The organism is Streptomyces sp. NPDC019531, assembly GCF_044903305.1.
Taxonomy (GTDB): domain Bacteria; phylum Actinomycetota; class Actinomycetes; order Streptomycetales; family Streptomycetaceae; genus Streptomyces.
Map to the genome: position 1 here is coordinate 44,345 of NZ_JBJDQL010000024.1, position 14,563 is coordinate 58,907.

Genomic DNA, 14,563 nt, shown 5'->3' on the forward strand with positions numbered 1-14,563 from the left:
CTCCGTAGTTCCTGTGATGCAACGTTCGTGATTCAAGAGGGCAGAGCAGCCGGTGCGCCGCACCCGTGGCGGGCCGCCGGCTGCTCCGCGAAGTGCGCCAGATCCGCTCGCTCCTCCTGGGTGAGCGGGTCCGATGTGAGCTTGCGGTCACTGTCCTCGACGGGCGAGGCGTGGTAGTAACCGAGGCCCAGGGCGCCCTGGCAGGTAGCTGACGTCCAGGCCACGTACGCGTGGTACCCCAAGGGGGGTCGTGGCCGCCGTACTTGCCGTTCTCTACGGAGCTGGACCAGTCACTGAAGGGACCGTATTCGGCGCGCAGTTGCAGGCCGCCGACGAGCACACACTCTTCGATTGGAGAAACCGAAACATCCGTTTCTCCAACCTCGGCCGTTGAGGGCAATCTCTCGCATGTCCCGGACCCCTCACCGTCAGGCTTGGTCTCAGCTGCCGCAGCAGGGCTTTTCAGCCCACCGTCACTGCCAAATTTCGTCTTGCAGCCCGCTTTTTTTGCAGCAATCCTGGCAACCTTGGTGACAGCACGTGCCAACTCAAGACGCGTGTAAGCGGTGTTGTCGAATTCCCGCAAGCTCACTGCAGCAAGAATTCCACTGCCGTCCCCAGTGGCCCAGTTCGAGCAGTTCAATAGCACGGCCGGACAAGTTGAGGATCTCACCTACGGGAAGCCTGCCCGAACAGGCCTTGCCCACCTTCCCCGCAGGATACTGCAGCTGAAATCCTTGGGACGCGGACCCCAGCGCGGCGAGCGCCACCACAGAACCGATCAGGCGACGCCCGCCTGCCCCACTCCGGAAACGCCGGAATGTCTCGTAGTTCAAGCCCATGTCGTTGTCAGTCACCCGAAGCGCTCGGGGAGGCCGACCCGGACGCCGCTGCTGAGGGGGACGCCGAGCACTTGAACACGTCGTCATCAAGGTAGTTCGTGGCGATGGTCAGTGCGGAGACGAATGCCTTGGTCAACGCGTCGTCGAGGTCGCGTGCCGGGGGCGGCTCCTTCACCTCGATCTCCAGCAGGGCGTGATCGCTCGTCGCCTCACCCGGAATGGCGCATGGGAGAGCCAGCCACGCCCGGTTCTGGTTCACGTTTCCCTTGGCCACCCGCACCTTGGTCGTCTCCAGGTATCCGGTGGTCGAACCGACCTTGAATGTCTTGACGGTGGAGGGGCCCGGGGACCTGTACCGGTCGAGATTGTCGATGCTGTCCGAGTGGAAGAGGTAGTCGATCTGTACGGCGTATTCCTTTCCGTACAGATAGCAGGACCCGGCGGCCGTCCACGCAGTAGGCGAGAATTTGCTGACGTCCTCCTCGACGACACCACCGTCGCCGGCGAGCGTCTGGAAGGCGTCCCCGTCGAGCTTCCCGCCGCACACCGGCTTGCTCTCATCGTGGGTCTGTTTGTCCGAGCCGGTACAACCTGCCGCAGCCACCAATGTGACGGCAAGCGCGATCAGCTGTTTACTTCTCCGGGGAGCGCGTGACAACACAACGATCATCGTCCATTCACTGAGGAGTTCCAGGCGGCGCCCGCCGTGTGCCCCGACTTCGCGGTCTGCTCCATGGAGCCGGCCAGCTGATTGAGGTCATCGTCCGACATCTGCCGACCCGAGTGCTCGATGGCGTCCCTTACCGATTCGGCACTGGACCTGCCGACCGCATTCCAGCCTTCGGCATACTTGGTCGCCGCTTCCCGCTTCGCCTCGTCCGTGGTGTCCTGCTGAACCTGTTCCACCACCATCGCTTGGATATCCTCGACGGCCCAGCCGGCGATGGTTCCCACGATCGGTGCAGCCGTGCCCGTCGCCGCGCCGACCGCCATGCCAAGGCCACGTCCAGCCCATTTGTCACTGGTGGCCACGGCGTCGTTGAAGTCCTTGTCAGAAGCGGAGTGTTCTTCGAAGATCGCCTGGTCACGAGAGTCGCTGAGAATTCCCGCCACGACGCCCCCGGGATAGGTGACGTTCTCCATTGCGGCGGTCAGGTTGGACGAGCTGCCCTTAGCCACCTCCTGCATCCAGACTGCCGTGTTGGCCTGTGACGCCTCGGTGATCGCGACATAGGCATCGGGATCCCGCCCGACCGTCGAAATGAACGGCTCCAGCGTGCCCATGTCCAGGTGGGCATCCGCCCCGAAGGGTTTGATCGTGCCTTGTTCGTTGGCGATGGAAGCCTGCACATCCGCCATGTACTCGGCCGTCATGTTCCCCAGACTGTCGCGCAGCGCGTCCCGGGGAGAGTCGCTGGCCAGGCTGGGGTCGCCCCCGATGGTGTCGACGACTTCCTTCATCAGAGCCGCACGCTCAGGGGTGTGCTTCACCGGAGCACCATCGTCGTCGAAGGAGCGGCCCGAAGTGGCGGATTCCATGGCGTGGCCGAGGTTGTTGTAGCCGCTGGGGTTGGCCGGGTCGCCCGTGTAGCCCGGCCCTTCGGGCCAGTGCCGGTCCTTGAGCAGGTAATCGAGGTGGTCCACCTTCTCACCGTCGATCGTGGCCTCGGAGGTGAGGAACTCGGTGGAGGCATCCGGGTTGTGCCCCAGTGCGTCCATGAAGCCCGTCATCGGGTCGAGCGCCCCGATGTTGGTCGTGCCCAACGTCCGCGGGTAGCCCCAGTAGGCGTCCGGGTTCTGCCCGGCATTGGCGCCGTTCTTCTCTGCGGTGATCAGCGCGTCGCCGTAGTCCTGGAGGAAGTCCTTGTCCCACTTGCCCTCGCTCATCAGGCTGCTGGTGAGCTGGTAGCCGCTCAGACCGTACGGCGACTCGGTGGGGTTGGCGTTGAAGTCGCGCTGGCCGGCCTTGAGGAGGTCGTTCTGGAACTTGGTGATCTCCGGGTCGGGTCCGCCCTTGCGGTGGTCGTCCGACGTGGTCGCCGTGCCGATGGTGGTGCCCAAGTTCGCCTTGAGCTCTTTGAGTTGGGCCAGCTGAGCTTTGGAGAGCGTGGTGCCGGCCGGCGGACTCATGAGCTCGTTGTATTTGCTCAGCATGTTCTCGCCGCCGGTCTTGACCGCGAAGTCCCTTGAGAACTCGGGGTCGTTCTTGTTGGCGGAGAGGAGCAGGTTGAGTTTGGTGATCTCGGCGTCGCTGAGCCGGCCCTTCTTGTTCATCAGGGCGGCCGCTTGGTCGGCCTCGACGGAGTCGAGGGTCGTGTAGACGCTGGTGTTGAAACCCTGACCGTCGCCGTTGCCGTCGCGCTCCAGGGCCGAACTTGCGGCCTCGTCGGCGGCGGTGGCCACTTCGAGGACCCGTGTCAGCCGGGAGACGAGCGAGTCCAGCTTCTTCTTGCGTTCCTCGGCGAGGCCCGGCGAGGCGGAGGCGGTCGGGCTGTCCTGCCTCGGGTCGACGTCCTCGACACGGCCGTCGTCGTAGACCTTGTAGTGGTCGTTGCGGGCCTCGTCGAGCAGGGCGTGCAACTGCTTCTGGGAGGCGGCGAATTCGCCGTGCGCGTCCAGCAGCAGCTTGGCGATGCGCTCCGCCTCGGTGGCGGCGTTCTCGTACTCCGTGCGGGCCTTGCCCATGGTGGTGAAGGCGGCCTCGGCCGCGTCACCTTCCCAGTGGCCCTTGAGGTGGTTGATGACTCGCTGTTCGAACTCCCGCTGCAACGCCTCGTACTTGGCCGGCAGCGTCTTCCAGGACGCGGCGGCGTCGGCCAGCGGGGCGAGGTCGGCCTTGTCGAGGTAGGGGATGGACACCATGTGCGACTGCTCCTGTCCGTCCTGCTGGACGGGTGAAAGGGTTCCGACGTCTGGTCTGCGCCGGGCGTGAGCCCGGGTCCCGCTTATCCGAACGGAGTGCTGATGGAGGCCTGGCGGGCCTTCTCCTCCTGCTCGGTGCGGGTGTAGTGACCGGTGGTGGTGTGGAGCTTGTCGCTGATGTCCTGGAGCATGCGCTTGAGGTTGAGGACCTGGGAGCCCCAGCGGACGTCCATGGTCACCAGGGAGCCGGCGGTGGCCCAGGACCCGCCCTCGGCCATACCCCCGGCGCTGTGCTTGTTCAGTCCCCTGGAGGCGCTCAGGCAGTCGTCGTCGGCACCGTTGTCGACATTCTCGGTGTCACCCCGCAGCTCGACGAGCGCGTTGGCGGCCTCGTCGAGCCGCTGGGTGTCGACATTGGTCCCGCCACCGCCCCCTCCGCCGCCGTCCGCGGCCGCGGAGTTCAGCCGCATCTGAGTGGATCCGCTGTGCTGTGGCGCATCGAAGGGAGTACTCATCCCTTGTCCCATCCCCGTGGTGAAAGTTGTGGACATGCCCGGTCCGCTCACTCGCCTACGGCTTCCATCGCAGCCGTACGACGTGAGGTGCCCGCCCCGCCGAGCCGCGCGCTCGGCACCGCAGGCAAGGACATGCCAATCAAGCAGGCCGAAGATACCGGATCTTCCTCTGCGTGGACCACCGTTCACCGGACTGTGAGACTCGAACACGAACGGCCCGGCAGGCATTCGCCCGCCGGGCCGTCATTCGCTCACCACAGATCAGACCTTCGGCGCCGCCACGACCGCCCCGGACGGCGCCTTCGCGCCCACGGACGTGCCGAAGTCGGAGTCCGCGAGGTCCTGCATGTCGTCACGGGTGCTGACCTGCTTGATGAAGTACGGCTTGCCGGTGGTCGCCACGTACCACGTGACGGACTCCCCCTTGTCCGCCAGTACGACAGCCACAGCCTGCTGACCGTCCACCGTGGTGACCTTGCCCTTGGTCGCCTTGCTGTCGGCATCGAGCGTGTCGGGGGCGGTGAACTGCTCCTGGTGACACCAGCTCGTGAGCTTCGCCATCAGCGCGTTGCTCGGTGTCCCGTGGATCCACTTCTCGGTGGACAACGCGCTCTCGCCGAGCGCCGAGTTCATGCCCTTGGCGAATGTCGCATCGGGCTTGGCCCAGATGTCGTTCCCCTTGCGGATGAGCTCGAAGGAGCCGTTGTCCGAGAGCTCGACAGTCCCGACACATTCCGTGGCGGAGAGCCGCAGATCGCTCTTGTTGCCGTCACGCTCCATCTTCTCGTGGAAGGATCCCGCCTCACCGTTGGTCTTCATGCCCGTGTTGTAGATCTCCTTCGCGGAGAGCTTCTCTATTCCGTTCGGCTCGGCAGCAGGACTGGCCTCTGCGCTCGGCGAGGCCGTGGAGTCACCTGCGGACTCGACGGCGCCGGTATCGCTGTTGCAGGCCGTGAGCGACACCAATGCGGCGGTGCAGGCGAGCGCGGCGGCGGCGCGGCGGATGGACTGGACATGCGTGTGCATGAGTTCCCCGTGGGTATTCGAATGCGGGCCAAGATTCATGATCATTCAAGCATGATCGCCCGGGGACCATATCTGACCTTCACATCAACGAACTGACCGGCCAGGCCCTTCCGGTCCACCGCGCCCGCGACCGATCAACCGTCAACCAAGGCCTGACGCCGGATCCGATAACCGCTTCGGCCCGCTCAACACAGCACTGATCCCTACAGTGCCGTCAGTTACAAAAGGCGGACGTAAACACGGGGCCGCACATCACGGTGAGAGCCCTTACTCATTCACCATGAGTGCTTCACGCTATCCACCGAAAAAATCCGCTCCAGACAGAGCGGAACCACTCTTGGGTGATGCGTCATGTCGGGCGGGACGGGACGTCCAGGATCCGGCGGCCCTGAACCGTGCGGGCGCTGACGCGCAGGCTCAAGGGCTGACGGCACGGTCCGGCCGGAAGCGGCCCAGGTCTCCATCGGCCGTTCCACCGTGCTGCACCGCGAGTCCCGCACGGACCGCCCGCGCGGGACGTCGTGCCGACGAAGGACCGCGCCGCCCCGCGATCGCTGGGTGTCCGGGAAACGCGCGCCGGTCATCGCCTCCTTGCGCACAGTCCGCCCTGATGCCGACGCAACGTCGTAGGACGTCCCGCAGATGCGGCGGCTCCGGCACTCACGGTCACACTCGCAGCAGCCGTCTTCCACGCTGTGGATTCCGCGATCTGCTGAGATCAGGTCAAGCTGCCCGGGGCGTTCCGGACAGTTCACGGAACCCGGGGTGAGGGTTCTACGCCAGCCGGTTGCGGCATCGTTGGGACTGAGCGGACGGCATCCGCCTGGCACTGACATCCACCACGACCCAAAGCCTCATCCTCCTAGCAAACTTCGAGATAGATTGACGTAATGGGTCTCTTCGACAAGCTGACCGGAACCAAACGCCCAGCCAAGGGCATCGCCCCGTTGTCCGACCATGAAGTGCGCACGGCCCTGCTCAATCTCAACAGTCCTGACGTTCCGTACGTCATCCGGGACGGCAGCGAGGAAGGTGCGGACCTGGTGGCCGAGTGGCGCCTTCTGGAGCCTGCCTGGCGAACCTTCTTCCTTCGCACTCAGCTAAGCCGGGTGTTCAAGATTCATATGCGTCTGGTCCCGGAGAAGCACGAAGTCCGTGCCCTCGACAAGCAATTCGAGGTCGACTGGGTCGGTGACACCCCCAAGATCGCCTTGTCGTCCGAGGTCCAGCGAGGTCAGGTGAAAACCGTCTCGAAGCGCCGGTCTCTGGGCAGAGACGAGGACGGCAACCGAGAAGAGACGTTCAGCTTCGAAAGCGACGACCTGAAAGATCCTCTGCAGAGCGTCGTCCTGAAGGGCGGCTGGACTTGGCGCGGAGTCATCTCCGGCAAGCTGTGAGGTTGGCCGGACCACACGCGCCTGCCAGCCAGACCATCCGGTCCTTCCATTTCCTTCACTCATGACCGGGCCCCGCTTCCCCTGAGGGGGATGGTCCGCCGAGCCCGCCTGCCGTGACGTGCGGCCGCTCACCGCAAGCAGCCGAGAAGGAGCTCCGCGTTACGAGGGGAAGCACAGTCGGCCCCAAATGATCGCCCCCGTTGACCTGATCGCGCGACCTACGCGGCAACGAGCTCGCACCAAACATACTTGCCTCTGTCGCCGTTCCTGGACAGCGGTTGCCAGCCCCATACGTCAGCGCAGGCTCGGACCAGTGCGAGACCGCGGCCTTCCTCAGCGTCGGTCAAGTCGTCCAGCTTCGACGGCGGTTCGGGCGGCTGGGGGTCAGCATCCCAGGCACCGATACGCAGTACACCGCCGCGCCACCGCAGCCGCAGGGCGGCGGGTCCTTTGGTGTGGCGTACGGCGTTGGAGAGCAACTCCGTGGCGAGGAGCTCGGCAGTGTCGACGAGGCGGATCAACCCGTGCATCGTGAGGATCAGACGGACGGTACGGCGACAGACGGTGACGGCTCGGGGGTCGTTCGGGATGTAGAGGGAGTACTCCCAGGGTTCGATTTCAGGCATGAAGGAACTCCTGTCGAGAGAAGGGGAGTTGGCGCTCCGCGGGAGGGCTGAGTGGTGGCAGTGCCGCAGCCGTCATGGCAGGACGGAGCGGTGCGCTTCCGAGGTCCCGAAGTCCGCAGCGTGCACCTCGCATCACTGACAGTAAGTCTGAAACTTAGTACCATGCAAGTCGTTCGCGTAATCTGACGCCAAACGGGGCGCTCCGACCAGTGAGTTGAACCAGGGAGCTCTACATGGCGACACGGCGACATCCCACGGCACGACAGGCGCGTCTGGGCGCCGAGCTGCGCAAGCTCCGCGATGCCGCAGGGCTCAAGGCCACCGAGGCGGCGACGCTACTGGGGGTGAGCTCGGTCCAGATGAGTCAGATCGAGTCCGGCGTCGCGGGCGTCAGCGAGGAGCGTGTACGTCGCCTCGCAGCCAACTATGCCTGTCCGAACAGCGAGTTGATCGACGCCCTGGTAGCCATGGCCACTGATCGGAGCCATGGCTGGTGGGAGGAGTACCGAGGCATTCTACCCGCTGCCTACCTGGACCTTTCCGAACTGGATCACCACGCGACGTTCCGCCACGACGTGGCGATCATCCATGTACCCGGACTCTTCCAGACGGACGCCTACGCACGCGCTCTCTTCTCCTACATGAACCCGGAGTTTCCAGAGAGCGAGGTAGAGCATCGGGTGAACCACAGGATGAAGCGGAAGGTCATCATCGAGGGCGCCGACCCGATCCCGTACGAGACCGTGATCCACGAAGCTGCGCTCCGCATCCAGGTGGCCGGCCGAGCCGCGTCCAGGGCTCAACTGACCCGCATCCTGGAGGTGTCCGATGCGCATCACGTGACCGTGCGCGTCATCCCATTCAGTCTGGACGACTTCGCGGGTGCCGGAAGCGCGATGGTGTACGTCGGCGGAGTAGTGCCCCGCCTGGACACCGTAGTGCGCGACGCCCCGCATGGCACGGGCTTCATCGACTCCGAAGCCCAGCTGGAGCACTTTCGAGGGCTCTTCCGTAGGGTGAAGGATGCGTCGCTCACCCCCGAGCAGTCACGCGAGCTCATCAACCAGATGGCCAAGGAACTATGACAACAGCCATGACTGCCCTCGCTCAGTGGAAGAAGTCGTCCTTCTCCGGTGGCGGTGAGGGCAACGATTGTGTAGAGATAGCAGACCTGCACACCCGAGTCGCGATACGCGACTCGAAGGCCCCGACCCAGGGCACGCTCTCCTTCCCGGCCGGAACCTTCACGGCGTTCATCAGCAACCTCAAGGCCAACATCGGTCGTGGCATCGAAGGCCCGTAACGGGTGCTGGCGAGGTTCCCCAGCGTCGCCATGTTCGCCGGCCCGAGGCGGGCGCGGACTTCGACGCGTCCTCGACGTACGCCCGCAACCCGCACACACGGTGCACGGATACGGACTCGATACTCAATATCGCATGACGGCCTTCGAGGGAGGAGGGGCCCACTCCGGATCCGTCCAGTTCACGGGCATCGCAGTTGCAGCCACCCCGGCGCCTTCTTCTCAGCGCCGTCGACCAGCACCCACCCGAACTCGTTGTGAGCGATGTCCAGGGCACGCCTCGCGCCCAGCAGACGGAAGTAGCAGTCGTCGATGCCCAACCGGTGCTTGCCTCCCGAGCAGGGAAGCGGTGCAGGCGCGCCGGACCGCGGCGGGACGCAGTTCAGGCGATGGTCTGCGAGGAGCTGCCGCAACTCACGCTCCTGCTCCTGCGGGTCACGGATCCGGTCGAGACGCAGTCGCTCACGGTCCACCCAGATCCGGCGCCGCCAACGCGGTTTCCGAGACCGTCCTGTTCCCGATCCCTGAACCTCGACCTCGAGAACGGTCAGCAGCAACAGCGGAATCCGAGCGAGAAACCAGATCACCGGACCCCAGACCCACTGCACGCAATACCGCGCCCAGATACGCGGCGCCGACTTTGGCGGCCTCGGATCCCACTCCCGGCCGAATCCATTCGTCATCATGCTCATCCAAATGCTCCGAGCCCGCCACGGGCCAGATCCTTGTACTTCTCGTACTTCCCTTGCACGTCGTCGGACAGCGCCGTTTCCGCCGACTCCACGAACTTGTATCCGCGGTACGCGGCCTCGGAACCGCGCGAGACCCACGAGGTCGGGTCGATGAACGTCTTGCCGTTCTCGCCCAGTTTCACAGCCTCGGCCAGAGCCGGGATCTTACCCAGTGGCGTGTGATCGATGATCTTCGGAAAGAGGTGCTCGTCAGCCCACTTGACCGGACTTGTCAGCGGCCTCTCGTACCGCGTGGCATCGTTGAAAACGCGTTCAGTGGCCATCGCAAGCCGGTCCTTCACCGAATCGGCCGTGACCCGGTAGACCGCCTTGCCTTCGCCGAACACGCCCAAGAGCTTCTTCGACTCCAGGAACACCTCAGCGTCCTTTGCCTTCCCGGCGATCTCAGCTATTCGATCGGTCGCCTTGAACGAGTCCGCCGCGATTTCGACACCCTTCCAGGCACCCATAGCGACCTTGCCGCCCTTCAGCAGATCACCGAACGGTACGAAGCCGGCGATGTCGAGGCCGATGTCCAGCCATGAGCCCTTCTTGGCGCCGGCTGCCCAACCCGCCGCATGGAAACCGAGAGCTCCGGCGTTGAGGATCCTGCCCGCGATCTCGAACACAGCGGCACCGATGACCGTCTCGGAGAAGACGATGGCGAGCACGTCGCACGCGGCGGCCGCCATGCCCAGCCAGTCGCCGATCTTGTAGATCGTGTCAGCGTGCTTCTGTATCCACTCCCAGATATCCCCGGCCAGATCCTGGATTTTGTCGCCAAGGCCTGCGAGCGCATCCATGAAACGGTCGAAGAGCCCGGGTTCGTCCGGGGCACCTTCGGCGGCTCTGCGGATGGCCTCGGCAGCGGCCTTCGCAGCTTCCTCGTGGTCACCGAGCAGTTCTTGGGCCTTCTTGATGACGGCGTTCAGGTCGCCGTTGGCCTCGTTGACGCGCTTGGCGGCGTAGTCGAGACGTCTCTGGGCGTCGTCCAGAGCAGCCTCGGTGTCGAAGGTCTTTCCCGCAAGCTGAAGGTCAGGACTGGCCTGCGCCTCCTTGAGTACACGGCGGGCCTCCTCCGCTTCTCGCTCGTAGCGAGCGGCGAGTGCCTGGAAGTCGGTCAGCCGGGAATGCCATTGGTTCAGGGCCTGCGCCGCATCGGCCAGGGAGCTGTGGCCGTCGGCGAGGTACTTCGGTAGCTCTCCGACCTTCTTGGCGAAACCGGAAGCGGCATCGCCTTCCCATACTCCGTCAGCCTTACCGATCTTGGTGAGCGTGCCATGGGCGTCCCTCAGCTGGTTGCCCACCTTGCTCAGACTGGTCACGAGCTGCTGCACCGATGCCGGCACACCCGGTGCAGGGTCGAAGCCCAGCGCGTCGTGGGTCTGCGTGCTCATGCGTCTACGTCCTCCTCGACGCGGTCATCCGAACGGGTTGGGAGTGGGCGTCGAGGGAACGAGGAGCACCTCTTCCTTGCGGGCTTCCTCGACCTCGCCAAAGGCGACGGTGTCGGCGATGTCCGCCAGGATCGCCTGATACATGTACAGGTCCTGGACGTCGGCGGTGCTGAGTGACATGAGGAGGACTCGGTTCTCGTCGGGGAAGGGCAGCCAGACCTCTATGCGGATGGCGAACCGTTCCTGCCCGCCGTCCGGGAGCTCCCAGACCATACGAGTGCCTGAAAGATGCACGACAGCGGGCCCGGCCGGGAGGCGGACCGGGAGTACGTCTCCACTGTCCTTGCCGCGAGCCAGGGTCTCGGCGATACCGGCTGCGGCAAGCACGGGATCCGGGTTGTCGAGGTCCTGGACGCTGACAAGCAGGGTGCAGCGACTGACCCGCGCCGGAGGCTCCGTCCCGTCCGCGCCGCCTCCGACCGGAAAGACGCCCATCGCACTGTAGACGGCACCTTCGGAAGCCAAGTGCTGCGAATTCGTCCCGTACAGAGCTGCGGTGAGTGCACGAAGCGGCTCCCGCTCCTCCTGGCCACCCCAGTAGTCACGCGCGAATGCAGCCATCTGCGCGTCGAAAGCGGCCTCGTCGGTACCCACGCCCAGAGGGATGCCATGAAACTCCGGCTGAACTTGAAAGCGGAAAGCCGGAGGGGCAGTTTCGACCTCAGCCTGAGCTTCGGGTATGGGACCCGGTGTCGACGTCACTTGCCGTCAGCCTTCCCCGGCGTCTTGAATGCCTCGGCGATCTGGTCCTCCAGCGTCTCGTAGACCTTTCGTGACTCCGAGAGCCCTTTTGTGACACTGCTCGTGGCATCGGCGATCAGACCGATGCCATAGCCCCATTTGTCCTGGAACTCATCACAGGCCGCTTCCAACTCTGCGTAGCCCGAGCCCTTTGGACCGATGTCCTTCAGTTGCTTCATAGCGGATCGCATGTCGTCCGCGCAGTCGCCGAGCTGCGTGATCAGCTGAGCGAGCGCGTCAAGTTCAACCTTGTAGTAGCCAGCCACCGTCGCTGTACTCCCCCGATGATGTTGCACGTCGGCCCCAGACCGACAAACGGCACGTCATGCTAGTGCTTGCGCTGCCCCAAGATCGCACCTGACCCCGGTATTCTCACAGGCCCTTCACCCGAGCATCGATCCTGACAAGTGGGCGCGGCCGATTGGAGGACTCAAGGGTCACGCGCCCTCCATTGTCCAGGGCAACCACCCGACGCAGCCGAGGCCCGAGGAGGCGGTAGCCACGCCTCCCTGAAGTTCAGGCCAGTTGAAGGCCTTAGACCGTGTCCTACGTGGTGAGGCGGACGTTGACCCGGTATGGGGCGGGGAACGTGGAGCTGGATCGTGCCGGACGGGTTGTGGGAGATCGCCAAGCCGTTGATCCCTCCGTCGCGGGTGCGGCCGCAGGGCGGCGGAACGCAGGACACGCCTGATGAGACGCTGTTCGCGGCGATCATTTACGTCCTGGTCAGCGGATGCGCCTGGCGTCAACTTCCGCCGTGTTTCGGCATATCGAAGTCGACGGCTCACCGCCGCTTCCTGATCTGGTCGAGAGCAGGAGTCTGGGGCCGCCTCCACGAAGCAGTGCTGCACCGGCTCGACGACGCCGGCCTCATCGACGTCACCCGCGTCGTCCTCGACACGGCGCACGTGAGGGCTAAAAAGGGGGCGAACACACAGGTCCGAGCCCCGTGGACCGGGGCAAGCCGGGTTCCAAGATGCACATCCTGTCGGACGCGAACGGCCTGCCCCTCCTTGTCGGCATCTCGGCCGGCAACACCCACGACAGCGAAGGGCTGAAGCCCATGATCGAGGGTCACCAAACGAGACACGACCCCCACCGCGGCCGGCACTTCAAGCCTCAGCGGCTGCACGCGGACAAAGCTTATGACCGTGCCGACCTGCGCAGATGGCTCCGATGGAAGCGGATCGGAGTACGCATCGCCCGCAAAGGGATCGAGTCCAGCGAACGATTAGGGCGACGCCGCCGGGTCATCGAGCGCACGATGTCCTGGCTGTCCGGCTACCGCAGACTCAGCTCTCGCTACGAACGAAATCCCCGCAACTACCTGGCCTTTCTCGGCCTCGCCGCCGCCCTGTGCTGCTACAAGCGACTCGTCCGCCTCACCACGTAGGACACGGTCTTAGACATTACGGTCGCGCTGGCCGAAAGGTAGATCGCGGCGATAACGCTCCACCCCGTGGATCACGTCGAAGCGTGCGAGGTAGGACAGGCGACCCGCGGTCCCCGAGGTGAGCGATCCATTGGTCGGCTTCGTCATGGTGCAGGGACTGGACGACGGGGCCCGCCGTTCGCGCCCACACCACGAATTCTGATCGCCTTGCCATACAAAGCCGCGTGGGCGCAATAACGAACCGGTCGTCATTGCGCCCACGCCCTACACGGCTCAGATGAGCCCATTGACGCGTGCACCTATTGCTGCGGCGGCCACTGGCCCTGAGGTGGGGTGGGCTGCTGCTGGTACGGGTTCTGTTGCTGCGGGGCAGGCTGCTGCTGGCCGTATTGCGGGTAGCCAGCCGGGCCTCCAGGGCCACCGTTCTTGTCCTTGTTGCGTCGGGACAGCTTCACGATCAGGAGGACGATGAGGCCAATTACGACCAGAACGACGACACCCAGGACGACGAGGAAGATCATTTGCTTCTGGTCTGCCTTTTCGTTTTCCGCAGCGTAATCAGCTTCAGACTTTCCGGTGCTCGGAGCGGCGGAGGGGCTCGCGGATTCGGCCACTGGGGCCTTGAGTGGTCCGTACTTCGAACCTGCGGGGATGTTCTCCGTCAATGCAGCGAGCGGGCGAATTTCTCCGTAGCCATACTTCTCGTCGGGAAGGGTAACCCCCTTGGCAGAGTTCGGCAGAACGGCGGTCTTTACGAGGCGATTCGCGATCTGACCTGCCGTGAGATCAGGGAACTTCGATCGCAGCAAGGCGGCGACTGCAGAAACGTAAGCGGCGGAGGCTGAAGTTCCATCTCCAATACGCAGCTTGTCTCCGGTAGCACCTGCGCTAACAATCCGCGTCGCAGGAGCTGCCAGCAGAACCTCGGGACCGTAGTTGGACTTCGTCCAAATCTCCCCACTTTGATCGACACCACCCACTGTCAGAGTACCTGGGTACTCTCCGGGGAAGTAAATATCGTGGGCTTTCCCATTATTTCCTGACGCTGTGACGATCAAGGCGTCATGCTGCAATGCATAAGCAACCGCCTCACGATCGGCAGGGTTATCTTCACCAACATACCCAGAAATATTGATGATGGAAGCACCCTGGCCTACCGCATAACGAATCTCATCGGCAAAACTGCCGTCGCGCTCGGTATCGTCTCGGATCGGCAAAATCTTTGATTCAGGTGCCAACCCCATTACTCCGTCAGCGGCACCTACCCCGTGGCCATGCCCAGCGATGATCGAGGCCATTTCGGTACCGTGATTGGTCTGGGCCTGCGAGGTTTCTGGCGAGGTGTCATCATCACCGTCGAGAAAATCCTTGCCCTTGAGCACATTCCCCTTAAGGTCAATGTGCTCGGCGTTTACGCCGGTATCGATTACAGCAACGGTGACACCTTTACCTTTCGAAATCTTCCAGACGGATTCAGCCTGCAGCGTGTCCAGTGCCCACTGGTCACGTCTGGTCTGGTCGGCAGATGAGGTGGGTGCCGACGCCAGGATCAGCGCGCCCGTCAGTGCTGTGGCGCCCAGTGCATGCACCACCGTTCGCGTGGAGGCCATTCCGTCTTCCCTCTGCCGTACTGAACGTGGGTGTGACCCGAAAGCCACACCCACGCATCCTGT

Annotated in this window: 15 protein-coding genes; 4 read left to right on the top strand and 11 right to left on the bottom strand. The window is 64.1% G+C overall.

Annotated elements, in window-relative coordinates; all coding sequences use genetic code 11:
- Window positions 1–32 precede the first annotated feature (32 nt).
- The 5 genes from ACI2L1_RS25785 to ACI2L1_RS25805 all read right to left on the bottom strand — a co-directional run bounded on the left by ACI2L1_RS25785 (window position 33) and on the right by ACI2L1_RS25805 (window position 5,245).
- Window positions 33–224: a hypothetical protein gene (locus ACI2L1_RS25785; RefSeq protein WP_404741725.1), complete on the bottom strand. Its 192-nt coding sequence runs from the start codon at window positions 222–224 to the stop codon at window positions 33–35.
- A 625-nt stretch (window positions 225–849) separates the two neighbouring features.
- Entirely contained in the window at window positions 850–1,446 is a 597-nt protein-coding gene (locus tag ACI2L1_RS25790) for a hypothetical protein (RefSeq protein ID WP_404741726.1), read from the bottom strand.
- 62 nt (window positions 1,447–1,508) lie between these two features.
- Window positions 1,509–3,704, bottom strand: a complete 2,196-nt coding sequence (locus ACI2L1_RS25795; protein WP_404741727.1) for a DUF6571 family protein — start codon at window positions 3,702–3,704, stop codon at window positions 1,509–1,511.
- An 83-nt stretch (window positions 3,705–3,787) separates the two neighbouring features.
- Window positions 3,788–4,174: a hypothetical protein gene (locus ACI2L1_RS25800; protein ID WP_404741728.1), complete on the bottom strand. Its 387-nt coding sequence runs from the start codon at window positions 4,172–4,174 to the stop codon at window positions 3,788–3,790.
- 306 nt (window positions 4,175–4,480) lie between these two features.
- The gene (locus ACI2L1_RS25805; protein WP_404741729.1) at window positions 4,481–5,245 is read right to left on the bottom strand and encodes a hypothetical protein; all 765 of its coding nucleotides are present in this window, start codon (window positions 5,243–5,245) and stop codon (window positions 4,481–4,483) included.
- An 890-nt stretch (window positions 5,246–6,135) separates the two neighbouring features.
- Here ACI2L1_RS25805 and ACI2L1_RS25810 point away from each other — a divergent pair.
- Complete coding sequence (locus tag ACI2L1_RS25810) at window positions 6,136–6,642, top strand: hypothetical protein (protein ID WP_404741730.1); 507 nt, start codon at window positions 6,136–6,138, stop codon at window positions 6,640–6,642.
- A gap of 218 nt (window positions 6,643–6,860) precedes the next feature.
- Here the strand turns inward: ACI2L1_RS25810 and ACI2L1_RS25815 are convergent, their stop codons facing one another.
- Window positions 6,861–7,268, bottom strand: coding sequence for an ATP-binding protein (locus ACI2L1_RS25815; RefSeq protein WP_404741731.1), 408 nt, complete (start codon window positions 7,266–7,268; stop codon window positions 6,861–6,863).
- A 233-nt stretch (window positions 7,269–7,501) separates the two neighbouring features.
- Here ACI2L1_RS25815 and ACI2L1_RS25820 point away from each other — a divergent pair, with 233 nt between their 5' ends.
- Together ACI2L1_RS25820 and ACI2L1_RS25825 are read left to right on the top strand one after the other, a co-directional pair.
- Window positions 7,502–8,353: a helix-turn-helix domain-containing protein gene (locus ACI2L1_RS25820; RefSeq protein ID WP_404741732.1), complete on the top strand. Its 852-nt coding sequence runs from the start codon at window positions 7,502–7,504 to the stop codon at window positions 8,351–8,353.
- 8 nt (window positions 8,354–8,361) lie between these two features.
- Window positions 8,362–8,571, top strand: a complete 210-nt coding sequence (locus ACI2L1_RS25825; RefSeq protein ID WP_404741733.1) for a DUF397 domain-containing protein — start codon at window positions 8,362–8,364, stop codon at window positions 8,569–8,571.
- A 179-nt stretch (window positions 8,572–8,750) separates the two neighbouring features.
- On the opposite strand, the gene ACI2L1_RS25830 is transcribed toward ACI2L1_RS25825, so the two are convergent.
- The 4 genes from ACI2L1_RS25830 to ACI2L1_RS25845 all read right to left on the bottom strand — a co-directional run bounded on the left by ACI2L1_RS25830 (window position 8,751) and on the right by ACI2L1_RS25845 (window position 11,763).
- Window positions 8,751–9,041 (bottom strand): hypothetical protein, encoded by a 291-nt coding sequence (locus tag ACI2L1_RS25830; protein ID WP_404741734.1) that lies wholly within the window; start codon window positions 9,039–9,041, stop codon window positions 8,751–8,753.
- Between the two features lie 215 nt (window positions 9,042–9,256).
- Complete coding sequence (locus ACI2L1_RS25835; RefSeq protein WP_404741735.1) at window positions 9,257–10,696, bottom strand: putative T7SS-secreted protein; 1,440 nt, start codon at window positions 10,694–10,696, stop codon at window positions 9,257–9,259.
- A 24-nt stretch (window positions 10,697–10,720) separates the two neighbouring features.
- On the bottom strand, window positions 10,721–11,458 hold the full coding sequence (locus ACI2L1_RS25840; RefSeq protein ID WP_404741736.1) for a hypothetical protein: 738 nt from the start codon (window positions 11,456–11,458) through the stop codon (window positions 10,721–10,723).
- Window positions 11,455–11,763: a hypothetical protein gene (locus tag ACI2L1_RS25845; RefSeq protein ID WP_404741737.1), complete on the bottom strand. Its 309-nt coding sequence runs from the start codon at window positions 11,761–11,763 to the stop codon at window positions 11,455–11,457. The genes ACI2L1_RS25840 and ACI2L1_RS25845 overlap by 4 nt, the downstream gene beginning before the upstream one ends.
- Window positions 11,764–12,072: 309 nt before the next feature.
- On the opposite strand from ACI2L1_RS25845, the gene ACI2L1_RS25850 reads away from it, so the two are divergent.
- A protein-coding gene (locus ACI2L1_RS25850; protein ID WP_404741738.1) for an IS5 family transposase occupies window positions 12,073–12,890 on the top strand; the annotation gives its coding sequence in 2 pieces (ribosomal slippage) (window positions 12,073–12,415 and window positions 12,415–12,890; 819 coding nt in all).
- Window positions 12,891–13,189: 299 nt separating this feature from the next.
- Here the strand turns inward: ACI2L1_RS25850 and ACI2L1_RS25855 are convergent.
- Complete coding sequence (locus ACI2L1_RS25855) at window positions 13,190–14,500, bottom strand: S8 family serine peptidase (protein WP_404741739.1); 1,311 nt, start codon at window positions 14,498–14,500, stop codon at window positions 13,190–13,192.
- Window positions 14,501–14,563 lie beyond the last annotated feature (63 nt).